At 52.4% G+C, this 18,861-nt stretch carries 14 protein-coding genes and 2 rRNA genes; 7 read left to right on the plus strand and 9 right to left on the minus strand.

Annotated elements, in window-relative coordinates; all coding sequences use genetic code 11:
* Positions 1–139 precede the first annotated feature (139 nt).
* The 3 genes from ICA20_RS06405 to ICA20_RS06415 all read left to right on the plus strand — a co-directional run bounded on the left by ICA20_RS06405 (position 140) and on the right by ICA20_RS06415 (position 4,807).
* Positions 140–3,044: ribosomal RNA gene (locus ICA20_RS06405) — 23S ribosomal RNA — on the plus strand.
* A gap of 98 nt (positions 3,045–3,142) precedes the next feature.
* A 5S ribosomal RNA gene (gene rrf / locus ICA20_RS06410) occupies positions 3,143–3,258 on the plus strand.
* A gap of 250 nt (positions 3,259–3,508) precedes the next feature.
* Positions 3,509–4,807, plus strand: coding sequence for an MFS transporter (locus tag ICA20_RS06415; protein WP_038642734.1), 1,299 nt, complete (start codon positions 3,509–3,511; stop codon positions 4,805–4,807).
* Here ICA20_RS06415 and ICA20_RS06420 read toward each other — a convergent pair.
* From ICA20_RS06420 to trxC, 5 genes are all read right to left on the minus strand, one after another.
* Complete coding sequence (locus tag ICA20_RS06420; protein ID WP_038643310.1) at positions 4,804–5,127, minus strand: YfiM family lipoprotein; 324 nt, start codon at positions 5,125–5,127, stop codon at positions 4,804–4,806. The genes ICA20_RS06415 and ICA20_RS06420 overlap by 4 nt on opposite strands.
* Before the next feature lie 43 nt (positions 5,128–5,170).
* Positions 5,171–6,526, minus strand: a complete 1,356-nt coding sequence (gene pssA, locus ICA20_RS06425) for a CDP-diacylglycerol--serine O-phosphatidyltransferase (protein ID WP_038642732.1) — start codon at positions 6,524–6,526, stop codon at positions 5,171–5,173.
* 114 nt (positions 6,527–6,640) lie between these two features.
* Positions 6,641–9,301 carry a protein lysine acetyltransferase gene (gene pat / locus ICA20_RS06430; protein ID WP_038642730.1) on the minus strand — a complete coding sequence of 887 codons (2,661 nt, stop codon included), beginning with the start codon at positions 9,299–9,301 and terminating at the stop codon, positions 6,641–6,643.
* 36 nt (positions 9,302–9,337) lie between these two features.
* Positions 9,338–10,036: a tRNA-uridine aminocarboxypropyltransferase gene (gene tapT / locus ICA20_RS06435; RefSeq protein WP_038642728.1), complete on the minus strand. Its 699-nt coding sequence runs from the start codon at positions 10,034–10,036 to the stop codon at positions 9,338–9,340.
* Positions 10,037–10,105: 69 nt separating this feature from the next.
* Positions 10,106–10,525: a thioredoxin TrxC gene (gene trxC, locus ICA20_RS06440; protein ID WP_003037559.1), complete on the minus strand. Its 420-nt coding sequence runs from the start codon at positions 10,523–10,525 to the stop codon at positions 10,106–10,108.
* Between the two features lie 207 nt (positions 10,526–10,732).
* Between trxC and ICA20_RS06445 the strand changes: the two genes are divergently transcribed.
* Positions 10,733–11,812 (plus strand): tRNA/rRNA methyltransferase, encoded by a 1,080-nt coding sequence (locus ICA20_RS06445; protein ID WP_038642726.1) that lies wholly within the window; start codon positions 10,733–10,735, stop codon positions 11,810–11,812.
* A 33-nt stretch (positions 11,813–11,845) separates the two neighbouring features.
* Here ICA20_RS06445 and ung read toward each other — a convergent pair whose 3' ends face one another.
* Positions 11,846–12,535: a uracil-DNA glycosylase gene (ung, locus tag ICA20_RS06450; RefSeq protein WP_038642724.1), complete on the minus strand. Its 690-nt coding sequence runs from the start codon at positions 12,533–12,535 to the stop codon at positions 11,846–11,848.
* Between the two features lie 317 nt (positions 12,536–12,852).
* Here ung and grcA point away from each other — a divergent pair, with 317 nt between their 5' ends.
* The gene (grcA, locus tag ICA20_RS06455) at positions 12,853–13,236 is read left to right on the plus strand and encodes an autonomous glycyl radical cofactor GrcA (RefSeq protein WP_005121223.1); all 384 of its coding nucleotides are present in this window, start codon (positions 12,853–12,855) and stop codon (positions 13,234–13,236) included.
* Positions 13,237–13,314: 78 nt separating this feature from the next.
* On the opposite strand, the gene eamB is transcribed toward grcA, so the two are convergent.
* Complete coding sequence (gene eamB, locus ICA20_RS06460; protein ID WP_038642722.1) at positions 13,315–13,902, minus strand: cysteine/O-acetylserine transporter; 588 nt, start codon at positions 13,900–13,902, stop codon at positions 13,315–13,317.
* Positions 13,903–14,004: 102 nt separating this feature from the next.
* On the opposite strand from eamB, the gene ICA20_RS06465 reads away from it, so the two are divergent.
* Entirely contained in the window at positions 14,005–14,901 is an 897-nt protein-coding gene (locus ICA20_RS06465) for a LysR family transcriptional regulator (RefSeq protein ID WP_114140338.1), read from the plus strand.
* A gap of 18 nt (positions 14,902–14,919) precedes the next feature.
* Here ICA20_RS06465 and srmB read toward each other — a convergent pair whose 3' ends face one another.
* A complete protein-coding gene (srmB, locus tag ICA20_RS06470) occupies positions 14,920–16,248 on the minus strand; it encodes an ATP-dependent RNA helicase SrmB (RefSeq protein ID WP_038642718.1) in 1,329 nt (442 codons plus the stop codon).
* 132 nt (positions 16,249–16,380) lie between these two features.
* Between srmB and trmN the strand changes: the two genes are divergently transcribed.
* Positions 16,381–17,118 (plus strand): tRNA(1)(Val) (adenine(37)-N(6))-methyltransferase TrmN, encoded by a 738-nt coding sequence (trmN, locus tag ICA20_RS06475; RefSeq protein ID WP_038642716.1) that lies wholly within the window; start codon positions 16,381–16,383, stop codon positions 17,116–17,118.
* On the opposite strand, the gene nadB is transcribed toward trmN, so the two are convergent.
* Positions 17,103–18,725, minus strand: a complete 1,623-nt coding sequence (gene nadB / locus ICA20_RS06480; RefSeq protein ID WP_038642714.1) for an L-aspartate oxidase — start codon at positions 18,723–18,725, stop codon at positions 17,103–17,105. The two genes, trmN and nadB, sit on opposite strands and share 16 nt — an antisense overlap.
* Between the last annotated feature and the right edge of the window lie 136 nt (positions 18,726–18,861).

An 18,861-nucleotide genomic window follows, 5' to 3' on the forward strand; every position in this document is an offset into this window, starting at 1 on the left:
TTTGCTCTTTAAAAATCTGGATCAAGCTGAAAATTGAAACGACACACTGTTTCATTTCTCCGTAAACAAGAAATGAAAAGCGGTGTGTTCGAGTCTCTCAAATTTTCGCAATCAGAAGTGAAACATCTTCGGGTTGTGAGGTTAAGCGACTAAGCGTACACGGTGGATGCCCTGGCAGTCAGAGGCGATGAAGGACGTGCTAATCTGCGATAAGCGCCGGTAAGGTGATATGAACCGTTATAACCGGCGATTTCCGAATGGGGAAACCCAGTGTGATTCGTCACACTATCGTTAACTGAATACATAGGTTAACGAAGCGAACCGGGGGAACTGAAACATCTAAGTACCCCGAGGAAAAGAAATCAACCGAGATTCCCCCAGTAGCGGCGAGCGAACGGGGAGCAGCCCAGAGTCTGAATCAGCATGTGTGTTAGTGGAACGGTCTGGAAAGTCCGACGGTACAGGGTGATAGTCCCGTACACAAAAATGCACAGGTTGTGAACTCGAAGAGTAGGGCGGGACACGTGGTATCCTGTCTGAATATGGGGGGACCATCCTCCAAGGCTAAATACTCCTGACTGACCGATAGTGAACCAGTACCGTGAGGGAAAGGCGAAAAGAACCCCGGCGAGGGGAGTGAAAAAGAACCTGAAACCGTGTACGTACAAGCAGTGGGAGCACCTTCGGGTGTGACTGCGTACCTTTTGTATAATGGGTCAGCGACTTATATTCTGTAGCAAGGTTAACCGTATAGGGGAGCCGAAGGGAAACCGAGTCTTAACTGGGCGTTAAGTTGCAGGGTATAGACCCGAAACCCGGTGATCTAGCCATGGGCAGGTTGAAGGTTGGGTAACACTAACTGGAGGACCGAACCGACTAATGTTGAAAAATTAGCGGATGACTTGTGGCTGGGGGTGAAAGGCCAATCAAACCGGGAGATAGCTGGTTCTCCCCGAAAGCTATTTAGGTAGCGCCTCGTGAATTCATCTTCGGGGGTAGAGCACTGTTTCGGCTAGGGGGTCATCCCGACTTACCAACCCGATGCAAACTGCGAATACCGAAGAATGTTATCACGGGAGACACACGGCGGGTGCTAACGTCCGTCGTGAAGAGGGAAACAACCCAGACCGCCAGCTAAGGTCCCAAAGTCATGGTTAAGTGGGAAACGATGTGGGAAGGCACAGACAGCCAGGATGTTGGCTTAGAAGCAGCCATCATTTAAAGAAAGCGTAATAGCTCACTGGTCGAGTCGGCCTGCGCGGAAGATGTAACGGGGCTAAACCATGCACCGAAGCTGCGGCAGCGACACTATGTGTTGTTGGGTAGGGGAGCGTTCTGTAAGCCGTTGAAGGTGGCCTGTGAGGGTTGCTGGAGGTATCAGAAGTGCGAATGCTGACATAAGTAACGATAATGCGGGTGAAAAACCCGCACGCCGGAAGACCAAGGGTTCCTGTCCAACGTTAATCGGGGCAGGGTGAGTCGACCCCTAAGGCGAGGCCGAAAGGCGTAGTCGATGGGAAACAGGTTAATATTCCTGTACTTGGTGTTACTGCGAAGGGGGGACGGAGAAGGCTATGTCGGCCGGGCGACGGTTGTCCCGGTTTAAGCATGTAGGCGGAGGTTCCAGGTAAATCCGGTACCTTTTAACGCTGAGGTGTGATGACGAGGCACTACGGTGCTGAAGTGACAAATGCCCTGCTTCCAGGAAAAGCCTCTAAGCATCAGGTAACATCAAATCGTACCCCAAACCGACACAGGTGGTCAGGTAGAGAATACCAAGGCGCTTGAGAGAACTCGGGTGAAGGAACTAGGCAAAATGGTGCCGTAACTTCGGGAGAAGGCACGCTGATAGGTAGGTGAAGTGATTTACTCATGGAGCTGAAATCAGTCGAAGATACCAGCTGGCTGCAACTGTTTATTAAAAACACAGCACTGTGCAAACACGAAAGTGGACGTATACGGTGTGACGCCTGCCCGGTGCCGGAAGGTTAATTGATGGGGTTATCCGTAAGGAGAAGCTCTTGATCGAAGCCCCGGTAAACGGCGGCCGTAACTATAACGGTCCTAAGGTAGCGAAATTCCTTGTCGGGTAAGTTCCGACCTGCACGAATGGCGTAATGATGGCCAGGCTGTCTCCACCCGAGACTCAGTGAAATTGAACTCGCTGTGAAGATGCAGTGTACCCGCGGCAAGACGGAAAGACCCCGTGAACCTTTACTATAGCTTGACACTGAACACTGGTCCTTGATGTGTAGGATAGGTGGGAGGCTTTGAAGTGTGGACGCCAGTCTGCATGGAGCCGTCCTTGAAATACCACCCTTTAATGGCTGGTGTTCTAACGTGGGCCCGTAATCCGGGTTGCGGACAGTGTCTGGTGGGTAGTTTGACTGGGGCGGTCTCCTCCCAAAGAGTAACGGAGGAGCACGAAGGTTAGCTAATCCTGGTCGGACATCAGGAGGTTAGTGCAAAGGCATAAGCTAGCTTGACTGCGAGAGTGACGGCTCGAGCAGGTGCGAAAGCAGGTCTTAGTGATCCGGTGGTTCTGAATGGAAGGGCCATCGCTCAACGGATAAAAGGTACTCCGGGGATAACAGGCTGATACCGCCCAAGAGTTCATATCGACGGCGGTGTTTGGCACCTCGATGTCGGCTCATCACATCCTGGGGCTGAAGTAGGTCCCAAGGGTATGGCTGTTCGCCATTTAAAGTGGTACGCGAGCTGGGTTTAGAACGTCGTGAGACAGTTCGGTCCCTATCTGCCGTGGGCGCTGGAGAATTGAGGGGGGCTGCTCCTAGTACGAGAGGACCGGAGTGGACGCATCACTGGTGTTCGGGTTGTCATGCCAATGGCACTGCCCGGTAGCTAAATGCGGAAGAGATAAGTGCTGAAAGCATCTAAGCACGAAACTTGCCCCGAGATGAGTTCTCCCTGAGACTTAAAGTCTCCTGAAGGAACGTTGAAGACGACGACGTTGATAGGTCGGGTGTGTAAGCGTAGCGATACGTTGAGCTAACCGATACTAATGAACCGTGAGGCTTAACCTTACAACGCCGAAGGTGTTTTGGCGGATTTGAGAAGACAGATTTTCAGCCTGATACAGATGACATTAACCGGCGAAAAGCGGGTTAATAAACAGAATTTGCCTGGCGGCTGTAGCGCGGTGGTCCCACCTGACCCCATGCCGAACTCAGAAGTGAAACGCCGTAGCGCCGATGGTAGTGTGGGGTCTCCCCATGCGAGAGTAGGGAACTGCCAGGCATCAAATAAAGTGAAGAAGCCCATCCTGCCGGATGGGCTTTTTTGCGTCTGTGTGAAATAAACTCCGCCTGTCGCCTTATGCGACCTCCGACGCTATCCCCTCGAACATATCTGAATCCTTTCTGTGCTAATTAAAACCGTGACTTATATCGCATAATTAATTATAACAATTATATAACATTTAATTTACCAAAAAAGACACAACTAGCATTGATAAATTCACGCGATCCTTGGCAGGGGTATAATTCTAATGGCTGATAGCAGTGTAACTGAGAACGGGACGCTGACAGACGGCGATACCCGTCGTCGTATTTGGGCGATTGTCGGAGCATCATCAGGGAATCTGGTCGAATGGTTTGATTTCTATATCTATTCTTTCTGCTCTCTCTATTTTGCTCATATCTTTTTTCCATCAGGAAACACCACTACGCAACTCTTACAGACTGCCGGCGTTTTTGCCGCAGGCTTTCTGATGCGACCAATTGGCGGCTGGTTGTTTGGTCGCATCGCTGATAAGCACGGGCGCAAAAAATCCATGCTGCTGTCAGTTTGTATGATGTGTATGGGATCGCTGGTGATCGCTTGTCTTCCGGGGTATGAAACCATCGGTACCTGGGCTCCTGCGCTATTGCTGCTGGCCAGACTATTTCAGGGACTGTCTGTCGGGGGCGAATACGGGACCAGCGCTACCTACATGAGTGAAGTGGCCATTGAAGGTAAGAAAGGTTTTTATGCTTCATTCCAGTACGTAACGTTAATTGGCGGGCAGCTATTGGCATTACTGGTTGTGGTCATTTTACAGCAAACCTTAGAAGATTCAGCGCTCAGAGAGTGGGGGTGGCGTATTCCATTTGCGCTGGGCGCCGTGTTAGCTATTGTCGCGCTATGGCTGCGTCGCCAGTTGGATGAAACCTCGAAACAGGATGTTCGCGCGCTGAAAGAAGCGGGTTCTCTGAAAGGTCTGTGGCGTAATCGCAAAGCCTTCATCATGGTGCTTGGCTTTACTGCTACTGGCTCGCTGTGTTTTTACACCTTCACAACCTATATGCAGAAGTACCTGGTTAATACCGCAGGTATGCATGCCAACGTAGCCAGCGGGATTATGACGGCGGCACTGTGTGTGTTCATGCTGGTGCAACCATTGTTTGGCGCTTTGTCAGATAAAATTGGCCGACGTACTTCCATGCTATGCTTTGGCGCATTAGCTGCGATTTTCACCGTTCCCATTTTGACAGCATTGCAAAACGTGACGTCTCCGTATATGGCGTTTACTCTGGTAATGTGCGCCTTGTTGATCGTGAGTTTCTATACGTCCATCAGCGGCATTCTGAAGGCTGAGATGTTTCCGGCGCAGGTACGCGCCCTGGGGGTTGGGTTATCTTATGCGGTGGCGAATGCTCTGTTTGGTGGTTCAGCCGAATATGTTGCCTTATCCCTGAAATCCATCGGGATGGAAACCACATTCTTCTGGTACGTTACCGCGCTGGCAGTCGTCGCATTTTTAGTATCGCTGATGCTGCATGGTAAGGGGAAAGGGCTGCGCCTCTAATGATGCGCCAGTTGCCAGACTGCATAGCCGGTTGAGGCGCCCGCAACATCCCAGGCAAAGTCCTTCCAGCTCCAGCCGCTCCCAGCGGGGCGGCTGTCCCACAGCTCTTTTGATGCGCCCAGGCTGACTGAGAACATCAAGCCAATAGCCGCACTGCGATCTCGGTTGTTACCCTGATGCTGGGCATATTCGTTACCGGCTGCGGCAAGCATGGCGGAGGCAATAAAATGTTGAGCTTTGTCTTGTCCGCTCCAGCGGTCGTTTGCCATGTGGCTGCAGCCAGAAATAGCCAGGATACTGGTAAGGATAAACAGGCGCACCGTTGCCTCCATATGAAAAACCCCGTCAGTGACGGGGTCTTGGTTACAGAATACGGCTAATTAATCTGTCGATACGAATACGGCGTAGTCGACGGATCAGCTTACGCACTTTGACTGGATAGTCAGCAATGCTTTGCAGGTCGCGGTAGTGCTTAACCACGGTGGTATGCGTGCGGATAAGCTCCAGCTCTTTATCGCGCTGGGGCGCCAGCTCTTGCTTAGGATCGTGGATAAGGATGGCGTTTTCCAGATCCAGACGCCAGGCTCGAGGATTAAGGTTGTTGCCGGTGAGCAGCATCCATTTATCATCAACCCACATGCCTTTCAGATGATAAGTGTTGTCATCATCTTTCCATAAGCGCACGACTAACTGGTCGGTATTCACATAATATTGCAGTCTGCTCAGGAAACGGCGCAGGTTAATTTCATACAGATAGGGCAGCGCGCCGATGATTTTAAAAGGCTCATCTTCCGGGATGTAAAAGTCGTTGGCGGTTTTATCACCGACAATGATTTCGACCTTTTTCCCTTCACGCAGCAGCTGAATGATATTGCGCACCAGTATGGCGGGCAGATTGAAATAAGGGGTGCAAATTGTGAGTTTGTGCTCTGCGCAGGGCATGAGGTGGAAAATAGTCTTATTTAACAGACTGGATTTTCCGAGTCCAACCAGAGGCGTAACAGAAAGCTGTTCATTATCCGCATCTCCCTGAAAATGGAATGACGCATCGCGCAGTTCCTGACGGTACAAGCGGATGTCGTTTTTAATTTCCGGGCTTTTAGGGCGATTGATATCATCAAGACGATTAACGCCGCGACCATTCATCAGGTTTTGCGCCACCCAATTGAACATGATATCGGCCATTTGCGCGTTGCGAATCAACTGATAACGGTCGTAGCGATATTTATCATGCTGATGCAGATAAACATCGTTCAGGCTGGCGCCGCTATACAGGACGCTGTCATCGATGATAAAGCCTTTGAAATGCAGAACGCCAAGGGCTTCGCGCGTGTTAATCGGCACGCCATAGACAGGAATATCGATACCGGGGTTTTCTTGCGCCATGCGGCAATACCAGTCAGCATTGGTATTAGATGCCGCAGCACCAATGCGCCCGCGCTGGGCTCGGTGCCAGTCGACAAGCACCCGGACATCCAGTTCAGGACGCTGCCGTTTTGCCGCATAGAGCGCGTCGAGTATGCCTTTGCCACCGTCATCCTGTTCCAGGTACAGCGCAATAATGCAGATCCGTCGCGTCGCGCTGGCGATTTTTTCCAGCAGAGTCTCCCTGAAATTAGCGGGAGCATAAAAGAAATCTACATCATCAACTGACTGAGAAATCTTGGGTAGTTGGGCAAGGTGTTGTTGATGTTTATTACGCTTAAATTTTGACAACATCACAGTGCATTTCTTCTCTGTTCATTGAAGGGTCCTCTGTGCTATGCAGACGACATAAGCGGGCAATGATACCACCAGTACCCATTAATGTGGTCAACATTTCCAGTACCTTACTCACGATTCCTCAAATTGGGCCAGATTAAGCGTTAGCCCAACAATCCCCTCTTCGAGTTGGACGTCAACAACGAACCCGAGTTTCCGGGCCAGGGCGACCATACCGCGATTGTTTGGCATCGTAATACCATTCAAGCGTCTAAGTCCGTGATCTCGGGTATAGGCAATTAATTTTTCCATCAATCGGCGACCCAGTCCAAGTCCTTTGAGATCAGAACGAACCAGGACGGCAAACTCGGCATCTACGTTATCAGGATCCGAGATAGCTCGCGTCACGCCGAGGATCTCTTCATGATTATCTCTACAACGCACAGCGACAAAGGCCATTTCACGATCGTAGTCGATCTGTGTCATATTGGCTAAATCTTCATGGGTAAATTCGTTGATCTCACTAAAATAGCGATAATAAAGATCTTCTTTGGTTACCTGAGAAATGAACTGCTGCAGATGAGGTTCGTCCTCTGGCAAAATGGGGCGGAACAGGCAGCGCTCGCCGTTCTTCAACTCAACCCACTCTTCAAGCTGATGAGGGTAGGGGCGTACAGCCAATCTACTTTCGTTATCGCCCGTGAAAGGGGCAATGTCCAGCGTGACGTCCAGCGCGGTAAATTCACCGGCGGAGGCCAGCAGCGGATGGATATCCAGACGCTGAATTTCCGGACAATCGACGATCAGGTTGGATACCTGCACCAGAAGCTGGCTTAGTCCGGCGATATCCAGTGGGCGTAGTGCGCTACGAGCGCGGATCTTCTTATTTTTGATCCCCTGGATCACCAGATAACGCGCCAGATTCATGTTCAATGGCGGCAATGCCACCACGGCTTGCTCTTCTGGTCGCCACTCAACCCCACCTTCACCCAGCATAATCAGCGGGCCAAATACCGGATCGTGTTCAACGACGACGCGAAGCTCCTGAGCGCCAGCGCGATTCGCCATGCTTTGCACTAATAAACCGTGGATGCGCGCCTGCGGCCAGGCCATTTTCACCCGATCAAAAATCGCATTCGCGGCCTGCTGTACCTCTGTTGCCGTACGCAGGTAGAGCATTACCCCCTGAACTTCCGATTTATGCGGGATATCAGGGGAACGCAGCTTGAGCGCCACCGGATAGCCGATCTGCTCTGCGATATGCACAGCTTCCGCGCTGTCGCTGGCGATCCAGGTCGGGAGCGTGTGTAAGCCATAAGCTTGTAAAATCGGCTGCACTTCATGGGTATCCAGCGATGTGGCCCCTTCGGCAATCGCCTGCTGTAAAAGATTATGCGCCTCGGCGGTGTTCGTGGTCAGGTAGTCCGGTAGCGCAGGCGTTTCTCGCAGTTGCTTCTGGTTACGCCGATACTCAACCATATGCATAAATGCGGTGATGGTTCCTTCCGGTGTACGGTAGGTGGGCACCCCTGCTTCGCTAAATAGCCTACGGGCTTCCTGGGAAGAAAACTCCCCGCACCAGTTGGTTAGTAAGGAGATAAATTTCCCTCGAGGATGCTGCTTTACTGCTTCAATCAACGCTTGTGCGCTTTCGGTCCCGGGGGCGGCGGCGCTGGGCGAATGAATCACCATCAGCGCGTCGAAGTCCTGGCTGGCGAGCAAAATATCCAGCGTTTTTACATAGTGTTCGCTACTGGCGTCGTCACGAAGATCCAGCGGGTTGCCGATATCAACATGGGCTGGTAGCGCATCGCGTAATTTCTGGCAGGTATCTTCACTCAGCGTGGCGAGTTTGCCATTCTTCGACCATAGCTCATCCAATGCCAGTGCGGCAGGCGCGGCGCCGTTACTGATGATCATTAGTCTGTCACCACGCAGCGGGCGCATGTGACTCAGGGTTTCGACCGCCGAGAACAGCTCGTGAGTATCTTGCACGCGTAATAAACCGGCGCGCTGAATAGCCGCATCCCAGGCTGGGTCCATCCCGGCGCTGGTATGCAGTAAACGCTGCGCTGCCGGGCTGCGGCCACTCTTAATCACCAGAATGGGTTTATTGCGCGCGGCGCTACGGGCGGCAGAGACAAAGCGCCGGGCATCGCTCAAATGTTCGAGATAGAGCAATATTGCGCTGGTTTTACTGTCGCGCGCCAGGTAATCCAGCAACTCATCAACGTCGATATCCAGGCTATCACCCAACGCGATAAAGTAAGAAAAGCCCATTTCTCTCTGCTGCGCCCAGTCGAGTATGGTATTGGATACGGCGGCGGATTGAGAGATAAAAGCCAGCTTGCCGCGCTTAATCGGGACGGGGGAAAAGCTGGCGTTAAGTCCCTGCCAGGGGGCGAGAAGTCCCAGACTGTTGGGACCCAGCAGGCGTATTTTATAGCGTGAGGCGCAGGCCAGCAGTTCTGCATGCTGGGCCGCGGGAGCCGAAAGAATAATGCAGGTTTTACAGCCTTTCTCGCCAAGCGCTTCGAGCAATGCCAGGTTACGGCTGGCATTGGTGCACAACACGGCGAGGTCGGGGCTAAAAGGCAGGCTGCTGATATTGGGCCAGGCCAGTACGCCTAATACCGCTTTCCAGGCGGGCGTCACCGGTAGAACTGGCCCATTGAAACCGCCGGCAAGCAGATTACGCATCATCAGGTAACCCGCGCGGTTAGGCTTCATCGACGCCCCAATCACCGCAATGGATTTCGGTCGCAGTAGTGCTTCCAGACCACGTTGACTCATATCGGCTTCCTTAATGACACCAGTGACCGAATGATTTTAAACGCTTTCTGTCGAGTCTGCTGTGACGCTTCCCTGATGTTGAGTTTTTCCTGCCAGGTAACGGGTTTTAAAGCGAGTGAAGTGATCGCTTAACCCTTCCGCAGCTTGCGTATCGCCAGCCAGATCCAGCAAAGCGATGGCGACTTCGGCAGTACAGTATTGCCCTTCGGCGTGAATACCACGCAGGTGATAAGCAGAAAGGCGCGATAAATCAACGGAGATCACCGGCAGGTTGTCGAGGTACGGGCTTTTGCGGAACATTTTACGCGCTTCCGGCCAGGTGCCATCGAGCATAATAAACAACGGCGGTTTGCCGGTCGGCGGCGTGAAAATCACTTTGCGCTCTTCGCCCGCATAGGAAGCCGGGAATACCACCATCGGCTGGTAATCAGGATTTTTCACCAGTTCAAGCAGCGCCTGCGGCGGTTCGGTGCGTGACCACTGAAAAGCCGCGGTATCGGGCAAAATATCGGCGATTAAACGTCCCGTGTTACTGGGCTTCATCGGCTCGGTATCAAACATGACCAGACAAAAACGGCTTTTGGCCTCAGACGGTACTAATGTTGCGCATAAGCAGAGCTTTAGCGGCAGCAGGCAGCGCTGGCAGCGACGAATACGGTTACCTCGGGCGAGGAAAGGACGCGTGGCGCGCGCGAGGCGCTCAGCGCGTAACTGAAGAACTGCGTTATCGGTCATGGGGGAACACGTTGAAAAACGCTATTGTCGCAGAGGTGAAAACGGGGCACAAGATGCGCCCCGTAGAGATTATAATGATTCGTTAAGCCAGCTATCAAACGGAGCCTTAGGTACGGCGCCATTAAGCATATCGACGATTTCACCTTTTCTGAAGATCATGATGGTCGGAATACTGCGGATGCCGAAGCGGGCGCTGAGCTCACGTTCGGCTTCTGTATTCACTTTAACAAAACGCACTTTACCGCTACGCTCTTCCGCGACATCTTCAAAAATTGGGGCAAAGTTACGGCATGGTCCGCACCAGGGGGCCCAAAAATCAACCACCACCGGGAGATCGTCTTTTAACAGTTTATCCAGTGTTTCACCGGTCGCATTGATCACCTCCCCATCGAACAGGTCGTGACCACAGCGTCCGCATTTAGCCGCTTCCTGGACACGATCGTCGGGAATGCGGTTGATAGCCTGGCAGCTGGTACAAACGGTATTCATAACTAACCTCTGGATGAGTAGTGTGGACTTCATGGCAGTGACGCCAGTATGTTTCTATTATGTTACATATTATCGGGGAGTCTGTTCTAAACAACAATGCGTTTTATTCAATGAGTACAATAGTCCTTAGCTTTTAAATGAAATAATGGCTAACGACGTGCACATCGGGTAATCTGCGCGCTTCGCGCAGAGCAGGTGGAGAAAAACATGAGCGACGAACTGAAGAACAAAAACGGCAAGGTCAAAGTGATGTACGTCCGCAGTGACGATGACTCGGATAAACGCACCCAAAATCCACGTACTGGTAAAGGCGGCGGACGCCCCGGTACTTCCCGAGCCGAAGGCGGTCGTCGCCCTGCCCGTGATGACAGAAAGGGTCCGAACAGCGAACGCGGCCGTGAACGTGGTCGTGACCGCGATGCAGAACGCGATCGCCGACGTGAAGATTCACCATGGCGTACCGTGTCCCGCGCACCGAATGATGATGCTGAGGATAAAGCCGATCATGGTGGCATTAGCGGCAAGAGTTTTATCGATCCTGAAGTCTTACGTCGTCAGCGCGCGGAAGAAACCCGAGTTTACGGTGAAAATGCCTGTCAGGCTCTGTTCCAGAGTCGTCCGGACGCTATTGTTCGCGCCTGGTTCGTGCAGAGCGTCACCCCGCGCTTTAAAGAAGCATTACGCTGGATGGCGGCAAACCGTAAAGCCTACCATGTGGTTGATGAAGCTGAGCTGGCGAAAGCCTCCGGTACTGAGCACCATGGCGGTGTTTGTTTCCTGATCAAAAAACGTAACGGTACCACTGTTAAGCAGTGGGTGGGTCAGGCTGGGGCGCAGGATTGCGTACTGGCTCTGGAAGACATCGCTAACCCGCACAACCTGGGCGGAATGATGCGTAGCTGCGCCCACTTTGGTGTGAAAGGCGTGGTGGTACAGGACGCGGCGCTGCTGGAATCAGGTGCGGCAATCCGTACCGCTGAAGGTGGCGCAGAGCATGTTCAGCCGATCACCGGTGACAGCATTGTCGATGTGCTGGACGACTTCCGTAAGGCAGGTTACACGGTAGTGATGACCTCAAGCGTGAAAGGCAAACCGTTGTTTACTACCACGCTGCCGGAAAAAATGGTGCTGGTATTAGGGCGTGAGCGTGAAGCGCTGCCGGAAGCGGCATGCTCAGCCGACGACCTGTGCGTGGCGATTGACGGTACGGGTAACGTTGAAACGCTCAACGTATCTGTGGCAACCGGCGTACTGCTCGCGGAGTGGTGGCGTCAGAACAAAGCCTGATAATAAAAATGCCAGCGAATCGCTGGCATTTTTTTACTCACTTTCTGCAGGTAACACCGGCATCCAGTCAATCGGTTTTTCACCTCGTTGTTCCAGCCATTCATTAGCCAGTACAAAGTGATTGCAGCCAAAGAAACCACGATGCGCGGAGAGCGGTGACGGGTGCGGCGCTTTCAACACATGGTGACGTTGGGTATCAATAATCGCGCCTTTCTTTTGTGCGTGTGAACCCCAGAGCAGGAATACGACGCCTTCGCGATGCTGATTAATCAAGCTGATGACTTTATCGGTGAAGGTTTCCCACCCCAGGCTGGCGTGCGAATGTGCCTGACCGGCGCGGACGGTGAGTACGGTATTCAGTAACAATACCCCCTGACGTGCCCAGCTTTCCAGATAACCGTGCGTCGGGCGCGTGAAGCCAGGAATCGTCGCTTCCAGCTCTTTGTACATGTTCAGCAGCGAGGGGGGAGTGGCAATACCCGGACGAACAGAGAACGCGAGACCGTGTGCCTGGCCTGGACCGTGGTAAGGATCCTGCCCCAGGATGACGACTTTCACGTCGCCAAGTTCGGTAAAGCGAAAAGCGTTAAACACATCTTTTTGCGGCGGGTAAATTGTCATACCCGACTGACGCTCGCCAGCGACAGTATGTAGCGTGTTAACAAAATAAGGCTGCTGTTTCTCATCTGCCAGCACATCGTGCCAGGTTAATTCGGTGGCCATCTCGCTCTCCTGCGAATTTTCAATCCCTCTAGCTTAACTGCTTCTTACCACGTCGCAAAATTCTGTACGTTTCTCAACGGCATGGGCCTTAAAGATAGTTGAAAATTTATGTAAAAAGTTTAGCTGTGTACGTGGCGTAAGTTGATGTAAAACAATAAAATCCACCTATCACCACTTTTCATGTGTGGTTTTTATTGATTTAAATCAAAGATTCAAGGGTGTGTGAGGGGTATATATACACTCAAGCAACAATGGTTTTACCAATTGGCCGGATGACGGCCAACCGAGATCAAATAATTTTGCCGGGGAGGCATCAAATGATTACAGGTATCCAGATTACTAAAGCTGCAAACGACGACCTGCTGAACTCTTTCTGGCTGCTGGACAGCGAAAAAGGCGAAGCACGCTGCATCGTTGCGAAAGCAGGTTTCAATGCGGATGACGTCGTTGCCGTCAGCAAACTGGGTGAAATCGAATACCGTGAAGTGCCGGTAGACGTACAGCCGGAAGTTCGCGTGGAAGGTGGTCAGCACCTGAACGTGAACGTTCTGCGTCGCGAAACGCTGGAAGATGCGGTTAAGCATCCGGAAAAATATCCGCAGCTGACCATCCGTGTTTCTGGTTATGCGGTACGTTTCAACTCTCTGACCCCAGAACAGCAGCGCGACGTTATTGCTCGTACCTTTACTGAGAGCCTGTAAGGCTCGCGGGGAATAACCCCGTTTAGCAGAGAATCAAAAGCGGAAGATGCCAGCGCGTCTTCCGCTTTTTTATATCCGTTAGTAAAAAATTCGTACTGCGCAATACACTAACAGCAGCGCCAGAATGATATTCAACTGTCGGCCGTAACGGCGAAAGAGGCGCTGAAAAAGATGGCCTGCTAGTGCCCAACATGCATTACCAAAGGTGCCGATCAGCGCCAGCAGAATACTCACCCCAATCAGCCAGTGTGCATCCTGCGTATAGGGCAGTACGAACGTGGATAACGCGGTAATGCCGTACAAAATGATTTTGACGTTAACAAACTGCAAGCCAAAACTCGCCCAGAAGCCGATCGGTTCGGACTGCAAATTATCGTTTGCCGCCGGGCTGGTGGCGATTTTCAATGCCAGCCACAAGATATATGCCGCGCCTGCCCAACTGAGCCAGTGGATGATGGCCGGATCCATCGCCGCAAGCGAAAACGAAATCCCGGCGCATATCAGCATGACGATTAAAAAGCCCAGACTCATCCCGGCAAGCACGCGCGTGCTCTGGCGAAAACCGTGTGACGTCGCAGCACTGAGCGCAAGGATGTTATTTGGGCCGGGGGTTAGCGCGGTAATCAATGTATAGGTCCAGAATGCACTTAAAAGTATGGGGGTCACTTGTTATCTCCTCTGTTTTGGTAGACAGTACTCGAGTCAAAACATTTAAAAAAATGAATGTTTTCGCATTCTGAGTTCGATATTTTCGATGGGTTGGTGCGGATGGATTTACGTCGGTTTATTACGTTAAAAACGGTGGTGGAAGAGGGGTCGTTCCTGCGGGCGTCACAAAAGCTTTGTTGTACGCAATCGACCGTGACGTTTCATATTCAACAGCTTGAGCAAGAGCTTTCGGTGCAGCTGTTCGAAAAAATTGGCCGCAGAATGTGTCTCACCAGTGAGGGCAAACGGTTGATGCCGCATATACACGACCTGACCCGCGTGATGGCATCGATTCGTCAGTCAGCGCAGCAGGATGCGCAGCCGAGCGGCGATCTACGCGTTGCGACCGGCGAAACGCTGCTGGCGTATAAAATGCCGCAGGTTCTACAGCGATTTAAACAACGCGCGCCTCATGTGCGGTTGTCCTTACAGTCGCTCAACTGCTATGTCATTCGCGATGCGTTGCTCGGTGATGAGGTTGATCTGGGCGTGTTTTATCGTGTTGGTAATGATGATGCACTTGAGATGATACCGCTGGGCGATCAGTCACTGGTGCTGGTTGCGTCGCCTCTGCTGCAGCACGTTGATTTCACCCGGCATCACCAGCACATTCCCTGCAGCTTTATCATTAATGAACCGCAATGTATTTTCAGACAACGCTTCGAAGGGCTACTGCGTAAGCGTCATATTACGCTGGAAAATACGATTGAGTTGTGGAGTATTGAGAGCATCAAGCACTGCGTATCGGCAAATCTTGGCGTCAGTTTTTTGCCGCGTTTTGCCGTTGAGAAGGAGCTCCGTTCAGGGGAATTGGTTGAGTTACCGTTCAGCGAACAGCCGGAGTTAATTACGGCATTGTGCGGTTACCATGCTGGAAAAGTCGTTAGCCCGGCGATGCGGGTGTTTATTGAGTGTATTGAAGAGAGCTTTGCGACGCATGAAAAAATGCCGGGCTAAACGGCCCGGCATACGGTTTTACTCTTTGTCGGACTGCTGGGGAGCCGTTCCGCTCGGCTTACGACGTTTGCCGATATTTTTGGCGTCGCGGTGACGTTTCTTCACGCGCGGTTTCTCTTTTTCTTTGGCTTTTTGCTCGGCGCGCTTTGCCAGCACTTTTTTGGACGGCTTGCCGTTAGATTTCTCACTTGGCGCGCGAGTTGTCGGACGCAGTTCGTCAATAACGCGCGCCTTCAGCGGTTCGTCGATATAGCGGCTCGCTTTGCCAAGCAGCAGGTGGTCGTGCGCTTCAACCAGAGAAATCGCGGTACCTTTACGGCCAGCGCGGCCGGTACGGCCAATGCGGTGTAGATAGGCATCACCACTGCGCGGCATGTCGTAGTTAAACACGTGGCTAACATCAGGAATGTCGATCCCGCGAGCGGCAACATCGGTCGCAACCAGTACATTCACACGACCATCGGTCAGGCGTTTGATCGCTTCGTTACGCTTGATCTGTACCATCTCGCCTTCGAGATAGCAGTTATTAATGCCAGCCTGGCGCAGCCAGCCTGCCAGCTCGTGCACACGCTCACGCTTACGTACAAAAACAATCGAACGGGTCGCTTCCGGCTGTTTTAACAGATGGATCAGCAGAGCCGTTTTGTGCTCAATGTCATCGGCACGGTAGTAAAATTGATGGATCTTCTTGCGTTCGCGGGTCGATGGATCCGCCGAAACCTCAACCGGATCCTCCAGCAGGCGCTCGGCAAAATCTTTAATCGCGTCGCCTTCCAGCGTGGCAGAGAATAACATCGTCTGCTTACGCCAGCGGGTTTCACCGGCGATATGTTCGATGTCCTGGGCAAAGCCCATGTCCAGCATACGGTCTGCCTCATCGAGGATCAGCGTTTCAACCGCGTGGCAGTCGAAATTTTCTTCTTTGATGTATTGCAGCAGGCGACCGGTGGTGGCGACCACGATATCCTGGTTTTCGCTAAAGACTTCCATATGGTTCATGTAAGCCACGCCGCCGGTAATTGTGGCGATATCCAGATGCGTATTCTTCGCCAGTTCACGGGCGTGGTCGGCAACCTGCATCGCCAGTTCGCGCGTTGGCGTCAGAATTAAAATGCGCGGTGGGCCAGATTTTTTGCGCGGGAAGTCGAGCAGGTGCTGCAACGCTGGCAGCAAATATGCCGCCGTTTTACCGGTGCCTGTCGGCGCAGAACCGAGTACATCACGGCCATCGAGCGCAGGCGGAATGGCGGCAGCCTGAATGGCGGTCGGGCGAGTGAAACCTTTTTCCTGGAGGGCATCCAGAAGGCTTTCATCGAGTTCAAGTTCGGAAAAAGTCGTTACAGTCATGTTCTACCTCTGTGTGGGGCGCTGATTATAGACGTTACGGCTGCAATCTTCATCTGTTTGTATGGATATAGCTTCTCAGGTATTGTTTTTATCCTATGTTATCGTCTTTTTTCCCCAGGAAGGTTGTTCTCCATGCCCCAGTCTACATCCGTACTTAGACGTAATGGATTTACATTTAAGCAGTTTTTTGTGGCGCATGATCGTTCTGCGATGAAAGTCGGAACGGACGGTATTTTATTAGGGGCCTGGGCCCCCGTTGCGGGCGTAAAACGGATCCTGGATATTGGTACCGGGAGCGGCTTGTTGGCGTTGATGCTGGCCCAGCGTACTGATGAAAATGTCATCATTGACGCCGTGGAGCTTGATGTTGACGCCGCGCAGCAGGCGCAGGAGAACATCGCGCAATCTCCGTGGATGCATCGCGTCAGCGTTCATACAGCAGATGCGCAGCAATGGATACCACGCCAGACCGTGCGTTTTGATTTGATTATCAGCAATCCACCTTATTATGAACAGGGAGTGGAATGCGCCACGCCGCAGCGCGAGCAGGCACGTTACACGACCGCGCTCGATCATGAAGCATTGCTGGCGCTGGCGGCGGGGAGTATTACAGAAGATGGTTTTTTTTGTGTCGTGCTGCCGGAACAAATTGGTAACGCCTTTACCCAGCAGGCATTAAGTATGGGCTGGCATTTGCGTTTACGTACGGATGTGGCAGAAACTGAGGCCCGGCTACCACATCGTGTATTGTTGGCATTCTCCCCGCAGGCCGGGGAGTGCTTTAGCGACAGGTTGGTTATCCGTGGGCCAGACCAACGTTACTCTGAAGGTTACACGGCGCTGACCCAGGCGTTTTATCTGTTTATGTGATGACTTAGCGGCGAGAGGATGGACGGGCCTGACTCGGGAAGTTGTTCAGGATAATCCAGCGTGTAGTGCAGGCCCCGACTCTCTTTGCGCATCATTGCGCAGCGTACAATCAGCTCGGCAACCTGCACCAGGTTGCGCAGTTCCAGCAAATTGTTCGACACGCGGAAATGGGCGTAATACTCGTCGATTTCCTGTTGCAGCATGGTGATACGGCGCAGCGCGCGCTCCAGGCGCTTAGTCGTACGCACAATCCCGACGTAGTCCCACATAAATAAGCGCAGCTCATGCCAGTTATGCTGAATCACCACCAACTCATCCGGATTTTCCACACGACTTTCATCCCAGGCGGGAAGTGTGTTGACACCGCGTGCGTAAGGCATTCGCCTGTCGATATCTTCAGCGGCTGACCAGCCGTAAACCAGGCACTCAAGCAATGAGTTCGACGCCATACGGTTGGCGCCATGCAGGCCGGTATAGCTCACTTCGCCGATGGCATACAGACCGTCGACATCCGTGCGGCCAAAGTCATCAACCATCACGCCGCCGCAGGTATAGTGCGCGGCAGGGACGATAGGGACCGGCTCTTTGGTCAAATCGATGCCCAGTCCCAGCAGTTTTTCATAAATCATCGGGAAATGCTGACGAACAAATGCTTCCGGTTTATGGCTGATGTCGAGGAACATGCAGTCAGCGCCCAGACGCTTCATCTCGTGGTCAATGGCACGGGCGACGATATCGCGGGGAGCCAGTTCGCCACGCTCGTCAAAATCGGGCATAAAGCGCGAGCCGTCCGGGCGCTTCAGGTGCGCGCCTTCGCCACGCAGCGCCTCGGTCAGCAGGAAATTGCGTGCCTGCGGATGATACAGCGCCGTTGGATGAAACTGGTTAAATTCAAGATTGGCGACACGACATCCCGCGCGCCAGGCCATCGCAATCCCGTCCCCTGAGGAGATATCCGGATTGGTAGTGTACTGATACACTTTTGACGCGCCGCCGGTAGCTAACACCACTGACTTCGCATGGCAGGTTTCGACAGCTTCTTTATTACGATTCCAGATCCAGGCCCCAACAACCCGACGCGTTCCCGGCAGGCCGATTTTATCAGAGACAATCAGATCGACGGCATTACTGCGCTCCAGAACCTGTATGTTAGGATGATTTTGCGCCTGGCTGACAAGGGTGGTTTCGACTTCTTTACCGGTAGCATCCGCAGCATGCAGGATGCGTCGATGACTATGACCGCCTTCACGGGTCAGGTGATAACTCTCTTCACCGTTGGGCTGAACCTGCGTATCAAATAACACACCCTGATCGATAAGCCACTGCACACAGGTGCGGGCATTGCTGGCGACAAACTCTACCGCATGACGATCGCAAAGTCCGGCCCCGGCAACCAGCGTATCTTCAACGTGGGAGTCGATACTGTCGGTTTCATCGAAAACCGCGGCAATACCACCCTGAGCATAAAACGTCGAGCCTTCGCTAACAGGGCCTTTGCTCAGTACAATAACCTGATGTTTCTCAGCCAGCCGAAGCGCCAGCGAGAGTCCGGCAGCTCCGCTGCCAATGATCAGCACGTCACAGGATAATTCAGGAGTTGTATTCATAATATTTGTTTAATTTACTAAACAGTGTTTGCTCACAATAGCACCAGAACGCGCGTTGCTGCACGTTTTATTTTTAAATGTGTTGCAATGGCTAAACATGAAAGAAAAAGTATGACGAGGCCGAAATGAGCAAAAT

Source organism: Citrobacter sp. C5_2 (assembly GCF_014596845.2).
Lineage (GTDB): Bacteria > Pseudomonadota > Gammaproteobacteria > Enterobacterales > Enterobacteriaceae > Citrobacter > Citrobacter werkmanii.

What these genes read in the sequence shown, in the direction of transcription:
- ICA20_RS06415 (WP_038642734.1), top strand. Translation starts at nt 3,509, where the DNA reads ATGGCTGATAGCAGTGTAACTGAGAACGGGACGCTGACAGACGGCGAT.
- pssA (WP_038642732.1), bottom strand. Translation starts at nt 6,526, where the DNA reads ATGTTGTCAAAATTTAAGCGTAATAAACATCAACAACACCTTGCCCAA.
- pat (WP_038642730.1), bottom strand. Translation starts at nt 9,301, where the DNA reads ATGAGTCAACGTGGTCTGGAAGCACTACTGCGACCGAAATCCATTGCG.
- tapT (WP_038642728.1), bottom strand. Translation starts at nt 10,036, where the DNA reads ATGACCGATAACGCAGTTCTTCAGTTACGCGCTGAGCGCCTCGCGCGC.
- trxC (WP_003037559.1), bottom strand. Translation starts at nt 10,525, where the DNA reads ATGAATACCGTTTGTACCAGCTGCCAGGCTATCAACCGCATTCCCGAC.
- ICA20_RS06445 (WP_038642726.1), top strand. Translation starts at nt 10,733, where the DNA reads ATGAGCGACGAACTGAAGAACAAAAACGGCAAGGTCAAAGTGATGTAC.
- ung (WP_038642724.1), bottom strand. Translation starts at nt 12,535, where the DNA reads ATGGCCACCGAATTAACCTGGCACGATGTGCTGGCAGATGAGAAACAG.
- grcA (WP_005121223.1), top strand. Translation starts at nt 12,853, where the DNA reads ATGATTACAGGTATCCAGATTACTAAAGCTGCAAACGACGACCTGCTG.
- ICA20_RS06465 (WP_114140338.1), top strand. Translation starts at nt 14,005, where the DNA reads ATGGATTTACGTCGGTTTATTACGTTAAAAACGGTGGTGGAAGAGGGG.
- srmB (WP_038642718.1), bottom strand. Translation starts at nt 16,248, where the DNA reads ATGACTGTAACGACTTTTTCCGAACTTGAACTCGATGAAAGCCTTCTG.
- trmN (WP_038642716.1), top strand. Translation starts at nt 16,381, where the DNA reads ATGCCCCAGTCTACATCCGTACTTAGACGTAATGGATTTACATTTAAG.
- nadB (WP_038642714.1), bottom strand. Translation starts at nt 18,725, where the DNA reads ATGAATACAACTCCTGAATTATCCTGTGACGTGCTGATCATTGGCAGC.